Raw genomic sequence first — 15,887 nt, 5'->3', positions numbered from 1 at the left:
TCGTAAAAAAGGAGAAGACATATGAAATGGAAAGAGCCAACGTTTGGTGCAACCCCTATGTTGAGAGCTTTAACAACTGCTAATGCACACAGGAAAGCACAGGCATTTGATCTTGCAGCAGAACAGAAAAAACAAAAACTAAATTACCCAGACTGGGCCCAGACCTGGATGCGTAAATACAAAGAAGATTGGTATATTGCTCAAGTCAATGGTGACGAGGTAGGTATGCGTAAAGCGCAAAAACTGGCAGAAGGACTTCGAAGCAAATTACGCGAAATGGCCACATTCCCCAAGTGGGCTCAAGAGCAAATGCAAAAAGAAACCGTTGGTTGGATGACTGCGGAGGCAAGTGGAGATATCAAGGAAAAGCTGGCTGCCGAGAAGGCGGGACGAGCTATACGCGAGAAGCTAGGTCTGATTGATACGAGTACTAAAGCACCACCAGAAGTACCCGTTACCACCGAATCGAAAGATGAACCTACAAAAACGAACGTAAAGACTCCGGCTGGAAAATGGATACCTGCTGAATTTCAATATAACGGTAGTTCTGAAGCTGAAAAAACATTCAAAAGACGCTCATTAAATTTCACCAAAATGAAATGGAATCAGGAAAAGTTGCATGGTTTATGGGAAGCTACAAAGAAGATACAAGAAACATATGATATTCAGATTGATCCCCGTTTTTTGTTAGCAATTATTGTTCAAGAAGGAACTGGAAGTTTTAACACTAGTAGTACAAATAGGGCGGCTGATGGTGAGCATGGTGCTGAAACTAATTATGCCAAAGATTTGATGAAAGCCAATAGCCTGATATTCGGGAAAATATTAGGATATATATATTATGGTCAGGAATTTAGGCAAGCAGTAGTAAAAAACAATAAATTGAGTGGTATTACAGGCAAAGGAGATATTTTCCAATACTGTAATTGGTTCACGCCGATTCTTAGAATGAAATCTAAGCGAGTTGAATGTGGCATATACGCTAGCGATAACCGTTGGGGTGAGAGTGTGCGGAAAATATACAATACCTTTAGTGGGAATGAAGCTTCTAACTATGAACAATATTTGTTGAGTCTTGATAAAAGTGTAACTCAGAAAATTGCTGCATCCGAAGGTATTAAGCTTCCTAATTTTAAATTTAAACCTACCCAAAATGGTAACGATAGCAGAAAAAATGATACGAATGAGTGGAGTATCGTCGGTGAAAGATAAATCACAATTCGAAATGAGGAAAAGAAGTGTACAAACCAAGTTACGGTTATTGCATTATAATGCTTATAATGATTTTTGGAGTAACTGCGTGCGGTTCTACAAGTATCAATAATTATAAAAGTGAGAAAACAGTTAGCGTCAAAGACGAGAGCACATGGAACTATCGAAGTGAAAAAGTCGAAAAAGCCCAGAATATTGCTTCTGCCGATCCGGAGTCCCTTCAGGACGACGACTTTGAGGTCTCATATCGATCACATAAGATTGATAAGAATACGGATATTAAAGAACTTATCCATAAGTGGGGTTACAGTGAAGGATTTGAAGCTAACAATAGAGGATATAATAGTGGGAATGGAACATATAGAAGATGGAGTCTGTCCTATCCTAACTATGAGGAGCCAGAAATAAGATTTGTAGTTTTATCTAAGATTGAACTTGAAGGGGAGGAACTGGTGGATGGTGAAAGCTATTTAGTAGCCGTGAGTTTGGAGAATCCCAAGTTTAAAACAAAAAGAGGCTTGAAGATCGGTGATACCCTTGGCAAAGTACTACAGCTCTATGGCAAACCGAGTATTGTAACAAATGGGAGTCTGCTTTATTCCAAGAATGGCTTACATTTGAGGATTCAGTGGGATACTGAAACGGAAAAAGTAAATAATATCTTCATAGAATATAATATGGAGAAATCCATAGAACAGCAACGTAGTGCTGATTATGTAGAAGAGGATGCTCAGCCCGACCCTGATCTAGAACCATATACTATTCAAAGGGAACAATCATTTACTACCATTCTTAATGGATGGGGAGAAGTAAAGTTTATATCCACTTTAAAAGATGAGGATACGAATGATCTGATTCAAGCAAAGTTTTTTTTGGAAGTTAACAGTGACAAAAATGTGGAAAACAAGATCCTGTACGAATTCCCCGAATTTTATGGTAACAACGGTAAAATGATTGATAGGATCAAAGCAGTAAGTTTTAAGGATTTGAATCAGGATGGACGTACGGATATTGTTATTATTGCTGATTATATCACCGGAGTTAATGCACACGGGATAGAAACTCTACCTATCGCGGGGATTTACTTTCAGAAAAAGGACAAAACGTACACTACCCTGCCTGAGTTGGATAAGAGTATCGATCAAACTGGACATAACCGAACACTTCAAAATGTCATTCAATACGTAAGCAAACAACGTATAAACGTTCAATGAACAACGTGAAAAGGGAGTTTTTTGAAATCAACTTTATAAAACAAAATAAAATACTATTTTTAATATTGTTATTTAGTCTGCTATTGAATGGATGTTCTGAACAACCTACGAATGAGAAGCAGCAAGCAGTTGATCCCATCAAACCTAGCACTCAAATGATAGAGAAAAAAGCTGTGACTGAACCAGAGTCTGCTGCTCAAAAACAAGATCGGAATAGCAATATTGTGAATCCGATTAATAAAAGAAATGAAAATTACGCCATAGATTCTAACACATTAGATCAGTTTATAAAGAAAATCCAACCCCCAAATGAGCAGCTTCAGAAAATATTAAAAGAAGATTTGGACCATGATGGAAAGCCGGATTACGTGCTTGCTTTTGGATTAGAAAAAGAGAAAATTGACGCCATATTTGTAGTCCGGGAGGATGCTGGTTATCACATCATTGATAAATTAAAGGACCCAGTTATGGTTGTGCATCTTAATAAAGATGTGAAGATCATGAAGTTGGATCAAACAGAACAAAAATTTATCGTGGTATATTCCACTAGCGAAGTGAATGAGGCAGAAGGCTTCTCTATATTTGCTTTGTACCATAACCAAATTAATAACCTGAATTACAGTTATCCAGAAGCAACAGGGCAAGGGAGCAGGAAGCTAGAGGACATTAATAAAGATGGTGTTTTTGAGGATGTGAGTTACTACCGCTTTCAGGATACTCAGCAACATACGATAATGACTTATCAAAAATTCAACAGGACCGGACCAGAAAAAACAAAAGTACTATATGAGAATGAAAACGAAAAATTTGCATACCCCACGGTTCCCAAAGATATTATTCAAAATTATTTGGAAGATCATTATCTTATGAATCGCTTCTTGATACACTTGCCTGAAATGGCGGAATTCACAGCTTTGTCAGAAAACCCGAAAAATAATTTTTTTGAAGATATCATAGATTTTTCCGCTATGGACTATACGGGATTAGATCTGAATATAAAAGAGATTGCTAATAAGGCTGATCAGCGGGCATTTTTGGTAAAGAGTAACTCAGAAGAAAAGGAATCAAACCAAGGACTTGTATTTACATTAGAAAAACAGTCAGGCAAGTGGAGGATTATGAGCATAGAATTAAACGATAAATCGTAGAGAGTGTGATATCCAGCATGAGTTACTTCAAGGGCGGTCGTATATGTTTCGTCCTGTTATTGTTATTTTCCTTCGTGGTACTGAACGGATGTACGGAGGGAAATGATTCTTCAAAAGCAGCAACAAATAATGCGCTTGTTCTCCAAAATGAAGCCGAAACGATTTCCTATTCGAAAAAGTTGGAGGTGTTAGTTCAAAAACTTCGAATAATCAACGATGAAAATATGGATTCTGATGTCAGACAAAATAAGCTTCAGAACTTCACACAGGATCTTAATTTGTTGTTAAACGAACCAGAAAGTGTAGGGATGAAGGACGGAGAATTAGTAGAAAAGTTCGATAACAATCTCACTATCTTAACAAAATCGTTTCAGTTAAAAAGTGGGCAGCTAAACGTTAGGGTTGTGAATTATAGAGCACCTAAAACGCTGACAGGTACGATCGGAGATAAATACACATTTATTCAGTGGTGGAGTATGAAGCAACTTGTGCACGCCCAGATGATTGAGGATGGCGGGCCAGAATTGGCTACAGATTTTGTGGTTCGAGATTCAGAGCACGGAATGCAGTTGTGGTTAGGGGGATATGTTTCCATATATCATCCAGATCCCGTATTCGTTGCTTTATGGGAGTTGTCTGGACAAAAGTGGACGCAGAAAAGCATAAATGTAGGTAAGATGAAGCTCCCAGATACGTGGGAACTGAACAAGGATATGAATGAGCCTATTATTATCGAGAGTCGACAACATGATAGCATGAGTATCGGAGTTTTAGACCACGACGATGGTTTCTTAATAAACAGTGATGATTCTGAACAGAACTTTATCATTGAGTTCTCCAAAAGCGGGGAAGTCCGTATTGATTCTGAACATAGCATCAGCTCAAATACTCATATTGAACAGCAAAGCTACGAACTCATTCAAGCGAAATATTCGGAACATGGAATCGTGATTAAATATCCTCAAATTACAAAGCTCAAGGATACTGCAAAGCAAAAATCTTTAAACCAAATTCTTAAGACCGAAGCGGTAAAAGGATTACACGAACATGTCGATTCTGGTACTGAAGCTCATGTAGAGATTGATTATGAAATTAAACGGCAAAGTGAACGGTTCTTGAGTGTTCAATATACGGGTGTTTGTTATGTGAAGGACGCAGCCTATCCTAATCATATTTTCTATACGACCAACTTGGATATGAAGCAGGCTTCAATATTAAGATTGAGTGATCTGGTGAAGATCGATAAACCTTTTATTGATCTTATAAAAAGCGGGAAATTCTCAGCTGTAGAGCCAGAACAAAAAGATTTACTTGGTAATCTTACTCAAGATGATTTGATTCTAGCATTAGCAAGCGCGGATGTACCCGAAGGATCGCCTGTGGAAGCAGGAATAGAATCATTTAGTTACCTCACAAGTGATTCATTAGGAATTAGTATTCCTGTGGCTCATGCAGTAGGGGACCATGCAGAGTATGAGATTCGTCTTGCGCAAATTCCAGATAATATCAAGCAAAATAAGGAACTATGGAGTGAGTTAAGTTTAGTTGTGGATCAGTCTGTTTCCGATGTTGGTGGTGGGAAATTGGATACTGACCAATATGAAGTTGCAGAGTCGCAGTCTTTTCAAACTACTCTCGAAGGCTTTGGGAAAGTAAGGTTTGTATCCACATATGGGTATCCGGAAGGTCTTCGTAAATTTTTTTTCTTCCTATTGGATGACCAAGGACATATTCTATATCCATTCCCTGATTTCTACGGGAACCGTGAGTGGGTTGCACGTTACGGAGGAGTAGAAGCAGTGGCCTTCAAGGATGTGAATAAGGATGGATTGAAGGATGTTATCATCATTGCCAATGTTGACAACGGGATTCATGGACCTGGTAGAGTTGATGAGTTCCCTATGGCCAGCATATATTTTCAGAAAAAAAATAAAACCTTTACCACGCTCCCTGCATTAGATCAGGCTCTCAACGATCAGGGACATAATCAAACCATTAAAGATGTCATTCAATACGTAAGCAAACAACGGATAAACGTAAACTAACCGACATAGAGGAGCGGTAACATGGGATATCCAATCATCAAGTATAATGGAACGGTTTTATCTCTTAAAAATCCGAAAGTTAAAGTTGTACAGAAAATGAATGAGCATGTGAAAGTCTTTTTGACAGGTGTGTTAACGGGTGCCCAAATGGAAGAGTACACAGATCATATGGAGGCAGGGGCGAAGTTAGTCGTTTCTTATGTGAATGATGATCAAAAGCAGAGTGTATTATTTAGGGGATTAGTCACGCAGTTCAGAATCAAGTTGGTGTCCAATGTAGCCTATTTGGTTGTCGAGGCCCTCTCCTATACAAGCCAGCTGGATGAAGTGCTTCATAGACAATCCTTTCAAAATGTGAAGATGAAGGTGCAGGCATTACTTGAACATGTACTCAAATCCTATCCCAAAGCCAATTGTACGAGCCGCTTAAAAGATCAGCTTTTACAGGAATTTACGATGCAATTCGACGAAACGGACTGGTCGTTTCTAAAACGTATAGCGTCTCGGCTTGGTTGGGGACTAATACCTGATCCGATTGGAGAAAAACCTCAGTTTTATTTTGGATTACCGGATGGTGTCAATCAAGGGGAGCTAAAGCAATATAACTACTCGATGACCAGAAAAACCAAACCAGGAGCCAGCAAGGATGACAATCTTTTATATTATAAAGTGCAAACGACAGGGGCTAGAGATGTCCTGCTGCAAATTGGGGCGGAGGTTAAATTTAAAGGGAAAGCTTTATACGTCCTGCAGTCTGTTGCGTTTATACGACATAGTGCTTTGTGGCATGAATATGTGCTGACTACAGCGGATGGAATGAAACAGGATTTGATTGTAAATGAAAGCATTCGTGGTATCTCGTTAAAATCGAAGGTTATTGGAATCGAGCAGGATCATGTGAAGGTTTTCTTTTATGAAATGGATAAGGTCAAGCCGAATGTCAAGGAAACCTACGCTTTCCCAACGGCTACATTTTATACATCGGAAGGGAATACAGGATGGTACTGCATGCCGGAGCTATTTGATTTTGTAGACATTTACTTTCCGACCGCTAAAGAAAAGGACGCCATTGTAACTCACTCGATCCGCAAGAGATCCAAAGGGGGCGACTTTATTCAGGACCCGTCCACGAAGATCTTTATGACCAAGTACCGCAAAGCTATTATTTTTGAGAAAAATGAAATTTTAATCACGGGGAACGACGATGAAGTGGTGATTCGACTGTTGGATGACCACGGCATCGAATTGCGGAGTAAAAAGGACATCCGTGTTAAGGCTGATGGAAATTTGGTATTCAATGCGGGGAACACAATTCAGGTCACCGCGAAGGATGCTATCGGTTTAAAATGTAAAACGAGTTTGGTAGAAATGGATGGTAACATCAAAATGACTGGAGAAAAGATAAAGACGCAATAACTAATCCATCGTGAGAGGGTAAAGAATATGGCTAAAGTAACTACAGGAGCAATCGTGAATGAGAAACCGCCTACCCAAGAAGATATGATTCAAGAATGGAAACGTAAAATTAGCAAAGGAGAATATCCTTTTATTCATGTAACTAAGCATAGCACCAAAGGTGAAGAGCGCTAAATATGACTAACGACGACTGGAAGAGGCCCCTAAGGGGCCTTTTCTGCAATCATGGTTCAATATTCTAATTCTTTTTAGGATTCCTACTATCGATGAACCAAGCAGGTCCTAATACATCTAGGACTTCTTTTTTTTCAAAATCGTAAGCGATGGATATCGAGTGATCTTCATGTCCTTTTATATAGCCGATTAGATAAATCGTGTTATTAACATAGCTACCTATATAGTCATAACTCTTAAATATGAAATCTGCCCTATAGTATTCCTTAATGTACTCTTTTCCAATAGGTATGCCTGTCCGAACGATTTCTTCCTTTTTGGCATTCGATGCGTACTGCATGTAATAGAAAACTCCTATCAGAATGACAAGTGATATAAAGACAAAAAGCCATAGTTGTTTCTTTTTCAAGTTGAAGTATTCTCCTTAAAATTGAGCTAAATATGCTATACGCTTTCTTAGGAATAAGGTGCATTCTTATCTATGACCTTACTATCAATAAACCAATCCGGTCCCGTAACATTGACGATTTCTTTTGAGTCCAAGTCATAGGATATCCTAATTAAGTCTGTATCGTTTCCTTTTATATAGCCGTAAAGATGTACTCTTGAAAAGACACTGTTTTCTTCAATATTGTAATTTTTTAATACGAAATCCGTATTATAGTGAGTTTTAATATATTTGATACTGACAGTAGTAGCAGACTCCACTATCTCTTCCTCTTGAGCGGTAGAAAAACCACAACCGCCCAGAATGGTTAATATTATGATGAGAACTGTGCAACATTTAAGGATTGTGTTCATTTACGCAACATTCCCCTAACATGCTATTTATAATTTAATGTGAACTACAACCCGAATGCAGTGAACAATGACTTGGTTCTTATTTTTGTTGCAAATATCTTTTAGTAACAGGAAGTATTATAATGATACTATTTCCTCATATTAGGAAAAAATCATCTGTTAGAGGGCTGATTATTTGGATACTGGACTTGACTTTAGAATGGAAAAATAATCTTTTTGGGATAGCGGTTGTCAATGAACCAATCTGGTCCGGTTACACTAGACACTTCTTTCTTTTTAAAATCGTAAGCGATAGATATCGATTGGCCTTCATGCCCTTTTATATAACCGATTAGATGAACCGTGTTATTAACATAGCTACCTATATAGTCATAACTCTTAAATATGAAATCTGCCCTATAGTATTTCTTGATGTACTCTTTTCCAATAGGTATGCCTGTCCGAACGATTTCTTCTTTTTTGGCATTCGATGCATACTGTATGTAATAGAAGACCCCTACCAGAATGACAAGTAATATAAAGACAAAAAGCCATAATTGTTTCTTTTTCAAGTTGAATTAATCTCCTTAGAATTGGGAGTGAATATGCTACACGCTTTCTTAGGAATAACGAGCATCCTCATCTATAACCCTACTATTAATAAACCAATAACAAACCAACCCGGTCCAGAAACGTTGATCACTTCTTTAGTTTAATAAGTGTAGTGAATGGTGATTTTGCTGTTCTCGTGACCTCTAATATAGCGTAGTTTGTAGTGGATAAGGTTGATGCCGATGGGAGTTGCGACATCTATAACTCTTTTTCTTGAGGTACTGAGAAACCGAATCCTGTCAGAATAAGCGGCGTCATAGAAATATTAGACACAACTTAAAAGGTATGTTCATTTACGTAATCTTCTCCTAACATACAGCTATAAAGTCCTAATCGTTATTAGGTAAGAACTATCACCAAAAATACAATCCTCTCCGACTTTGTTCTCATTTCTGTTCCGATTGATACTCGAAATAAATATAATACATTATAATGATATTGCTTCCTGAGAATGGAAGAGTGAACTTATTTACTGAATAAAGCGAATCTTATTTTATGGAACAGATACGTCCTTCTTGGGATCCTGACTATCGATGAACCAATCCGGTCCAGTTACGTAGAGTACCTTTTTTTTCTTATAGTCGTAATTTAGTGAGATTATCTGACCTTCATGTCCTTTTATATAGCCACGAAGATAAACGGTAGAGTTAACATAGCCGCCAATATAGTCGTAATTTTTGTATATAAACTCGGCATTATAATGTTTCCTAATGTATTCTTTTCCAATAGGTATGCCAGATTGGACGTATTCTTCTTTTTGTACATTCGCCGTATATTGCATGTAATAAAAGATTCCAACAAGGATTGAAACCAAGGTAAGAGCAGAAAGCCAAATTTTCTTTTTCAATTTTCTTTTCTCCTTTAATGGAAATAATGACTTTTTATAACTTTATAATATCTCAGCTATTTAGACAAGGTGGGGAAAAATTGAATTACGTTAAAGATGAAACTTACTGGATCATATCGAATGAAGCTTACGAATTGAATATTGATCCAAAGACTTATAGAAATAATAACATTCCTGGTTGGAGGGTTGCTGATTTAGACGAGAAACTATTACATGACACGAACGGTTCTGGATTTGATGCGACCGTTTTTCACAATGAGAATAGCAATCAGGTGATTATAGGATATAGGGGAACTGAACCAGGGGGAAGACCAATATGGAGTAGAGCGATGGACATAGGAACGGATATTAGCGATGTTGTGGGCGGACGAGCGAAAAATTTAAATCAAGTTCACGATTATTATGTAAATAATCAAGAAGAGATAAAAAAGCTCCCCCCACAGGTACAAAGTTCATTTCATCAGTATGAGTCACAGTATCAGGATAATCAATTTACAAAAGCCCAAACACTGTATGACGAAGTGAAGAAGAAGTACCCCGCTGCTGAAATTTCTACGACAGGCCATTCTTTAGGCGGTGCAGAAGCAGAATATATTGCAGTGAAAAATGGTTTATCATCCGTGAGTTTTGCTGCTCCGGGTATTGTACATTTATTGCCTGAAGATCTTCAAAAGAGGGTGAAAGCAGGAGAATTCAAGAAGACTAATGTGGCTTTTGCCCATCCCGGAGATAGCGTTGGTGGGGGAGCTACTAAAGCTAATCAACATGTGGGGGAAACGTATCATATTGGGAGTGATTATAAGACTGCCAATGCGGCCAAGTTTACTATTCCTGTTTCAGTTCCACTTAAAAAAAATAATGAATTAAGAGATCTTATTTTTGGTCCTCAATGGTCCCCAATTGTTTTTGTCCCGGTTACGCTGCCTATGATGCAGCAAGATGCATTCACCAAATTCTATAATTCTGTATTAGGTGGAGAGAACACTCATAGCATGGGAAACTTTACGTTTGATGAAAATGGCAATATTAGCAATCCACTGTACACCATGGACGGTCAATTGGTGGAAGGCAATCCACGGGTGCAGGCGTACGAGCAAATGCTGGCCGCGCGAGCAGAACTCAAGGAAGTCATGGGCGACCTGGTTGAACGCTACGGTGGACAAATGGGTGCTTTCGGGCAGTTTGCTGCTACTACACTGGGAGTGAATCTGATGGGAGAAGGACAGCAAAATGGTCGCACCCATGGTGGGGCATATTTTGTGGGCAACAAAAATGGGGGCACAATTCAATTAACACCTGAGGAGCTAAAGCATGCGGCTAACCAGATGCGTTCCAGCCTGCATGGGTTCTCTAGCGATACCCGAGCATCCATCCAGTTATTTCAGGCTCATATCGGGACAAGTGAAAGTCAGTCTTTGACCCCAATTGCGCATAGTGCAACGGCAACGCTAGATCGGATTAATCGCTGGTATCAGGAATCAATTACGGAGATAGCAGAATATATAGATCGCAAGGGTCAGGAATTCACGATGGTGGATCAGTAAAAGATCAGCTGTAAGAACACAACAGGGGGCAAAAGAGATGGGCAGAATATCTTTGAGTCTGGGGGATCTGCGAAGGGCTGTACAGCAATGCGAACAGCTAAAGCAAAGACTTCAGCATCAGGAGCAGCAGATGAGAAATATATATGGTCGTCTGCAAGACTGGAGGGGCGAATCGGCTGCTGAATTAACACGTAAAATGGAGACGTTTCTCCAAGGCACAACTGTACGAATACAGGAATTGGACGATCATAAAGAGCAGTTGAAACGTTATATTCGGAAAATGGAAGAAGCTGATCGGCGTGAGGAGAGACGCAAACGGGCTGCACAATGGTGATGTAGAGCTCAACCATTAAGTCAGCTACATAACATATAAAAACCGTACAATCGCTAGGGGACTCCCGCGGGGTACGGTTAATTGCGTTTAAATAAAACTACATATATAGTAGAAGAAAAAAATATTCTCCCAGAGTGGTAACGATAACGACTTTGTAGTCTACTTTAATTTTCCTGCGGGGAATATAGCAGTGTTCGGAAACTTAAGGGTTAGACGAAAAAGTGTAAAAATGTTGAAAAGCTACAAAGTTCGACATATTGTTCGCTTTTTCGCATCATATGTTATTAGATTAGGGATTTTTGTTTGCTATTTATCGTATATTTATGTATAATCTATCGTGTTGAAAGATTGATTGTACGTAATATGCTGATGAGGGTGGGTTCATTGACGCTGCTCGACAGTAACGAAAGCAAGAAGCGGATGTGCCAGATTTACAATGAAGTTTCAAAGGAACTGTTCGGCTTCGGGACCACGCTGCTGCGGGCCACCGTTGAGAACAACATTGTTACCTTTGTGGCGAAGCACCGGCGTTCTCCACGCTCGGCGGCATTGGAAGTGGAAGCCCCCGGCTTGAAGCTGGAAGTGGATTTCCGAATGTCCATGCTGTACAAGAAGAGACTTCGTGAGAAGCTGATTGAGGATATGGAGCTCGATATAGAAGCTTTACTGCGCGATTATGATGCAGCAACGCAGTGGGCAATTACGAACATCATACTGAAAGAATCCTAATAAAATTGGATATTCGGCTTTTCGCTTCGGATCTATCTGAGGGGAGAACCTGTTATAACGCGCAGCGGGATCAACTTATTCTTTGTTTACGAAGAAAAGTATTCTTGTTTTACAAGAGTACTTTTCTTTTTTGTGTCATAAGGTGTGCAGAATAAAAAAACAGGGGGAGTTTCATATGAAAAAATGGTTTAAAGGATTTATGGCTGTGACCTTGGCATCTGTGGTACTGGCAGGTTGCGGCAGCAATGCTACTGGCGGTCAGACAGATGGAAAAGATGGCTCAGCTGATGGGAAAAAGAAACTAGTTATTTCAACATGGGGCTTTTCCGAGGACTTTTTTAACAAAGAAGTGTACGAGCCTTTTGAAAAGGAACATAACGTTGACATCGTGGTCGAAATTGGAAATAACGCAGAACGGTTGAACAAAATCAGTCAAGGAAGCACAGACGTCGATCTGATTTATCTGTCTGATTATTATGCTCAACAGGGAATCCAACAGGGATTGTTTGAGAAGCTGGATCGCAGCAAGGTGCCGAACCTGAACCAAATTTATGATATTGCCAAAGCGCCGCTGGGTGAGGAGTATGGTCCTGCTTATACGGTCGGGCGTCTCGGTATTGCCTATAATCCGGAGCTGGTGAAAAAGAATGTGACCTCTTGGGCTGACCTGTGGGGCAATGAGTTCAAAGGGAACGTGACTCTGCCGAACATTACGGCGACTGCCGGACCAATGATGGTAGATGCAGCCTCCAAAGTAGCGGGTAGTAAGGAGTTTAATGAAGACCAAGCCTTCGGAAAACTGAAAGAGCTGAGTCCGAATATCGTTAAGTTTTATAGTAAAACGTCCGAGTTCGTGAACATGTTTAGTCAACAAGAAATTGCGGGCGGTCCGATCATGGAAATGTACTTCAAAGATTTGCAGGCGGCTGTGCCAGGAGCGAAATTTGTAGCTCCTAGTGAAGGTGCTTACGCAGTAATGAACACGATTAATGTAGTGAAAGGCTCCGACCAGAAGGAGCTGGCTGAGGAATTTATCAACTGGCAGCTGAGCAAGGAAGTTCAAGAAAAATCTGCCAAGGCAAAGGTTGATTCCCCGGTGAATACGCAGGTGGTACTATCCGGTGCGGATACAGAGGGAATTACGTACGGTGCGGATGTAGTGAACAAGCTGACCAAGCTGGATATGAAGTTCGTTAACGATCATATCAAGGCATGGACAGATCGCTGGAACCGGGAAGTTGCACAATAATGAAAAAGGTCATATTAGATGTAGATACGGGCATTGATGATGCGTTGGGTATTTTACTAGCGGCCAAAAGTGGTCAGCTGGATATCCAAGCGATTACTACAGTATGCGGTAATGTTTCACTTAAACAAGCAACATTGAACACATGCAAAATCCTCGACCTTTTGGATAGACCGGATATTCCGGTTTATCGGGGGGCAGAGGCTCCCTTAATACGTAAAGGTCTGCACGAGCACCGTGTCCATGGAGAAGACGGCATTGGAGGTGCATTGAGTGGAGTAGTACCAGCCATGTCTGCGTCCGAAGGTTTTGCACCGGATATCATCATTGATACCGTGATGGCTCACCCGGGGGAAGTGACGCTCATTTGCACCGGCCCACTCACCAATCTGGCACTGGCGCTGCTCAAGTGTCCCGAGCTGACGGATCACGTCAATGAGGTCATTTTTATGGGCGGTGTTATTCACGGATGCGGCAATATTACACCTGTAGCGGAGTACAACATGTATGCTGATCCTGAAGCCGCACGAATCGTATTTCATGCAGGATTTGGCCGGTTGATACAGGTGGGACTGGATGTAACACGGAAGGCTCTGCTGACTGCGGATCATATTGCTCGTCTGACCCGCCCAGCAATTCGTAATTATGTAGCTGAAAGCACGGCCGTTTATACCAAGCGTTATGAAGAACGCAACGGGGTAAAAGCGTGTGCGCTTCATGACCCGCTTGCCGTGGGTGTCGCGTTGAATTCGAGGTTAGTAAATACCTCGCTGTTGTATGTCGACGTGGAAACCTCGAGTCGCATATGTGATGGACAAACAGTGGGCGATGTACAGAACCGCCTCAATCATAGCCCTAATATGAATGTGTGCGAACAGGTGGACAGCGAAGCTTTTCTGGAGCAGTTTATCCAGGTGCTGAATAAGGAATAACATTTTGATAACCGCAAGGAGCTACCCATGAAGAAAACATACTTGTATTGGCTGCTGCTGCCAGGTCTGCTCTTTCTGGCGGTGTTCATGGTCATTCCGATTGTGTTGACGATCGGTTCGACCTTCGTACAGAACAGCTCATTCACCCTAGAAGGCTATCTCCATTTCTTCAAGGACCCTTATTTTCTGAAAATATTGCTGACTACGCTGGAAGTCAGTGTCGTAACGACACTCGTGTGCGTATTACTCGGCTTCCCGACGGCTTATTATATTTCGCAAAAGGCCCCGCGTCGTAAAGGGATTTTGCTAGCGCTGGCTATCTTTCCCTTGTTGACGAGTCCGGTGGTGCGGTCATTCAGCTGGATGGTCATTCTGGGACGCAAGGGGCTGTTAAATAACGTGCTCATCGGTTTAGGACTCGTGGATGAACCGCTGAATATTTTATACACCCCGGCAGCGATGATTATTGGTCTGGTTCATTTGTTTTTACCACTGATGATTATTTCACTGATTGGTGTACTCGAAAATATCGACGGTGATCTTGTTCATGCTGCTCAGAGCCTCGGGGCTTCTAGATTCAGCGCATTTCGTAAAATCGTATTTCCGCTGTCTGTGCCGGGCCTGATCATTGGAAGCATTCTCGTTTTCGTAGGCAGTCTGACTGCATATACGACACCAGCACTACTTGGAGGAAAACAGCGGGTTATCGCTACATTTTTGTATCAGAACGCGATGACGCTAAACGACTGGTTTTTAGCTTCTGTTATTGCAACAATTATGATTGTTATTACATTTATCGTGGTCGGTCTCTTAAATAAGGCGGCCCATAAACTCAATCCGAAGGGGTAGGTGGATATGCGGGAGAAACATTACGGACTAGGCTTCTTTAGCCTGCTGGTCTTCATCTTTCTGCTCGGTCCGCTGTTGATCATATCGGTCACTTCTTTCGAGCCGGGCACGGTATTAAAATTCCCTCCGCAGGGCTTTTCTTTGCGCTGGTATGAAAATATTTTTGAAGTGGATTTGTTTATGTCCACGTTCAAAACGTCCATTGTCGTTTCTCTGCTAGGCAACATCTTGGCACTGCTGATCGGTATGCCTGCCGCCTATGCACTTAGTCGTTTTTCGTTTCGCGGGAAGGATGCGCTGAATGCTTTGTTCCTTTCCCCGTTGCTTATACCGGGTATTGTTCTTGGTTTTACACTGCTGCGCTATCTGATCATTGTTTACCATTTACCAGTATATGCTGGACTATTGATCGGACATACGGTGATTATGCTGCCGTTCATTATTAGAGTCATTGCATCCAGTTTGTCTAACTTTGATTTTGCGATTGAGGAAGCAGCGCTTAGTTTAGGGGCTGGACGGCTGGAAACCTTTTTCAAGGTGGTTCTGCCCAACATCCGCTCAGGTATTATTGCGGCTATCCTGATTGCCTTTCTGGAATCATTCAACAATGTCGACATTTCCGTCTTTATGACAGGACCGGGCTTCAGCACCCTGCCCATTCAAATGCTGACTTACGTCGAAAATTATTTTGACCCGACGATTGCGGCGATTTCGGTTATGCTGATGATTTTGACCGGTATCCTGATGTTCTTGATTGAACGACTGATGGGATTGTCTTACTTCACTAAAAGGTAATGGAGGCTTC

Annotated in this window: 17 protein-coding genes; 13 read left to right on the top strand and 4 right to left on the bottom strand. The window is 40.9% G+C overall.

Features of this window, described 5'->3' with window-relative positions; translation table 11 throughout:
* Positions 1–21: 21 nt before the first annotated feature.
* From GRP75_RS01250 to GRP75_RS29080, 6 genes are read left to right on the top strand one after another with little or no spacing between them, the layout of a single operon-like run.
* On the top strand, positions 22–1,212 hold the full coding sequence (locus GRP75_RS01250; protein ID WP_160788408.1) for a hypothetical protein: 1,191 nt from the start codon (positions 22–24) through the stop codon (positions 1,210–1,212).
* 26 nt (positions 1,213–1,238) lie between these two features.
* A complete protein-coding gene (locus GRP75_RS01245) occupies positions 1,239–2,426 on the top strand; it encodes a hypothetical protein (RefSeq protein WP_160788407.1) in 1,188 nt (395 codons plus the stop codon).
* Positions 2,423–3,574, top strand: a complete 1,152-nt coding sequence (locus GRP75_RS01240) for a hypothetical protein (protein ID WP_237448887.1) — start codon at positions 2,423–2,425, stop codon at positions 3,572–3,574. The genes GRP75_RS01245 and GRP75_RS01240 overlap by 4 nt, the downstream gene beginning before the upstream one ends.
* A gap of 17 nt (positions 3,575–3,591) precedes the next feature.
* Positions 3,592–5,619 carry a polysaccharide deacetylase family protein gene (locus GRP75_RS01235; protein ID WP_160788406.1) on the top strand — a complete coding sequence of 676 codons (2,028 nt, stop codon included), beginning with the start codon at positions 3,592–3,594 and terminating at the stop codon, positions 5,617–5,619.
* A gap of 21 nt (positions 5,620–5,640) precedes the next feature.
* Entirely contained in the window at positions 5,641–7,035 is a 1,395-nt protein-coding gene (locus GRP75_RS01230; protein WP_023990840.1) for a hypothetical protein, read from the top strand.
* Between the two features lie 27 nt (positions 7,036–7,062).
* Entirely contained in the window at positions 7,063–7,209 is a 147-nt protein-coding gene (locus GRP75_RS29080; RefSeq protein ID WP_023990839.1) for a hypothetical protein, read from the top strand.
* A 64-nt stretch (positions 7,210–7,273) separates the two neighbouring features.
* On the opposite strand, the gene GRP75_RS01225 is transcribed toward GRP75_RS29080, so the two are convergent.
* The 4 genes from GRP75_RS01225 to GRP75_RS01210 form a co-directional block, all read right to left on the bottom strand.
* Positions 7,274–7,618, bottom strand: coding sequence for a hypothetical protein (locus GRP75_RS01225; protein WP_023990838.1), 345 nt, complete (start codon positions 7,616–7,618; stop codon positions 7,274–7,276).
* Between the two features lie 47 nt (positions 7,619–7,665).
* Positions 7,666–8,010: a hypothetical protein gene (locus tag GRP75_RS01220; RefSeq protein ID WP_023990837.1), complete on the bottom strand. Its 345-nt coding sequence runs from the start codon at positions 8,008–8,010 to the stop codon at positions 7,666–7,668.
* Positions 8,011–8,204: 194 nt separating this feature from the next.
* The gene (locus GRP75_RS01215; RefSeq protein ID WP_023990836.1) at positions 8,205–8,561 is read right to left on the bottom strand and encodes a hypothetical protein; all 357 of its coding nucleotides are present in this window, start codon (positions 8,559–8,561) and stop codon (positions 8,205–8,207) included.
* Between the two features lie 533 nt (positions 8,562–9,094).
* On the bottom strand, positions 9,095–9,448 hold the full coding sequence (locus GRP75_RS01210) for a hypothetical protein (RefSeq protein ID WP_023990835.1): 354 nt from the start codon (positions 9,446–9,448) through the stop codon (positions 9,095–9,097).
* Between the two features lie 80 nt (positions 9,449–9,528).
* On the opposite strand from GRP75_RS01210, the gene GRP75_RS01205 reads away from it, so the two are divergent.
* The 7 genes from GRP75_RS01205 (at position 9,529) to GRP75_RS01175 (ending at position 15,877) form a co-directional block, all read left to right on the top strand.
* Entirely contained in the window at positions 9,529–10,992 is a 1,464-nt protein-coding gene (locus GRP75_RS01205) for a lipase family protein (RefSeq protein WP_023990834.1), read from the top strand.
* Between the two features lie 37 nt (positions 10,993–11,029).
* A complete protein-coding gene (locus GRP75_RS01200) occupies positions 11,030–11,326 on the top strand; it encodes a WXG100 family type VII secretion target (protein WP_028540769.1) in 297 nt (98 codons plus the stop codon).
* A gap of 384 nt (positions 11,327–11,710) precedes the next feature.
* Complete coding sequence (locus GRP75_RS01195) at positions 11,711–12,055, top strand: hypothetical protein (protein ID WP_023990832.1); 345 nt, start codon at positions 11,711–11,713, stop codon at positions 12,053–12,055.
* Positions 12,056–12,230: 175 nt separating this feature from the next.
* Positions 12,231–13,304 (top strand): ABC transporter substrate-binding protein, encoded by a 1,074-nt coding sequence (locus tag GRP75_RS01190; protein WP_104497685.1) that lies wholly within the window; start codon positions 12,231–12,233, stop codon positions 13,302–13,304.
* Complete coding sequence (locus tag GRP75_RS01185; protein WP_160788405.1) at positions 13,304–14,233, top strand: nucleoside hydrolase; 930 nt, start codon at positions 13,304–13,306, stop codon at positions 14,231–14,233. The genes GRP75_RS01190 and GRP75_RS01185 overlap by 1 nt, the downstream gene beginning before the upstream one ends.
* A gap of 27 nt (positions 14,234–14,260) precedes the next feature.
* Positions 14,261–15,082 (top strand): ABC transporter permease, encoded by an 822-nt coding sequence (locus tag GRP75_RS01180; protein WP_013312457.1) that lies wholly within the window; start codon positions 14,261–14,263, stop codon positions 15,080–15,082.
* 6 nt (positions 15,083–15,088) lie between these two features.
* Positions 15,089–15,877, top strand: a complete 789-nt coding sequence (locus GRP75_RS01175; RefSeq protein ID WP_013312456.1) for an ABC transporter permease — start codon at positions 15,089–15,091, stop codon at positions 15,875–15,877.
* Positions 15,878–15,887: the final 10 nt, after the last annotated feature.

This window comes from Paenibacillus sp. OT2-17 (assembly GCF_009827695.1).
Taxonomy (GTDB): Bacteria; Bacillota; Bacilli; order Paenibacillales; family Paenibacillaceae; genus Paenibacillus; species Paenibacillus polymyxa_B.
This window is presented reverse-complemented; position numbering and strand designations above follow the sequence as displayed.

What these genes read in the sequence shown, in the direction of transcription:
- GRP75_RS01250 (WP_160788408.1), top strand. Translation starts at nt 22, where the DNA reads ATGAAATGGAAAGAGCCAACGTTTGGTGCAACCCCTATGTTGAGAGCT.
- GRP75_RS01240 (WP_237448887.1), top strand. Translation starts at nt 2,423, where the DNA reads ATGAACAACGTGAAAAGGGAGTTTTTTGAAATCAACTTTATAAAACAA.
- GRP75_RS01235 (WP_160788406.1), top strand. Translation starts at nt 3,592, where the DNA reads ATGAGTTACTTCAAGGGCGGTCGTATATGTTTCGTCCTGTTATTGTTA.
- GRP75_RS01230 (WP_023990840.1), top strand. Translation starts at nt 5,641, where the DNA reads ATGGGATATCCAATCATCAAGTATAATGGAACGGTTTTATCTCTTAAA.
- GRP75_RS29080 (WP_023990839.1), top strand. Translation starts at nt 7,063, where the DNA reads ATGGCTAAAGTAACTACAGGAGCAATCGTGAATGAGAAACCGCCTACC.
- GRP75_RS01220 (WP_023990837.1), bottom strand. Translation starts at nt 8,010, where the DNA reads ATGAACACAATCCTTAAATGTTGCACAGTTCTCATCATAATATTAACC.
- GRP75_RS01200 (WP_028540769.1), top strand. Translation starts at nt 11,030, where the DNA reads ATGGGCAGAATATCTTTGAGTCTGGGGGATCTGCGAAGGGCTGTACAG.
- GRP75_RS01190 (WP_104497685.1), top strand. Translation starts at nt 12,231, where the DNA reads ATGAAAAAATGGTTTAAAGGATTTATGGCTGTGACCTTGGCATCTGTG.
- GRP75_RS01185 (WP_160788405.1), top strand. Translation starts at nt 13,304, where the DNA reads ATGAAAAAGGTCATATTAGATGTAGATACGGGCATTGATGATGCGTTG.
- GRP75_RS01180 (WP_013312457.1), top strand. Translation starts at nt 14,261, where the DNA reads ATGAAGAAAACATACTTGTATTGGCTGCTGCTGCCAGGTCTGCTCTTT.
- GRP75_RS01175 (WP_013312456.1), top strand. Translation starts at nt 15,089, where the DNA reads ATGCGGGAGAAACATTACGGACTAGGCTTCTTTAGCCTGCTGGTCTTC.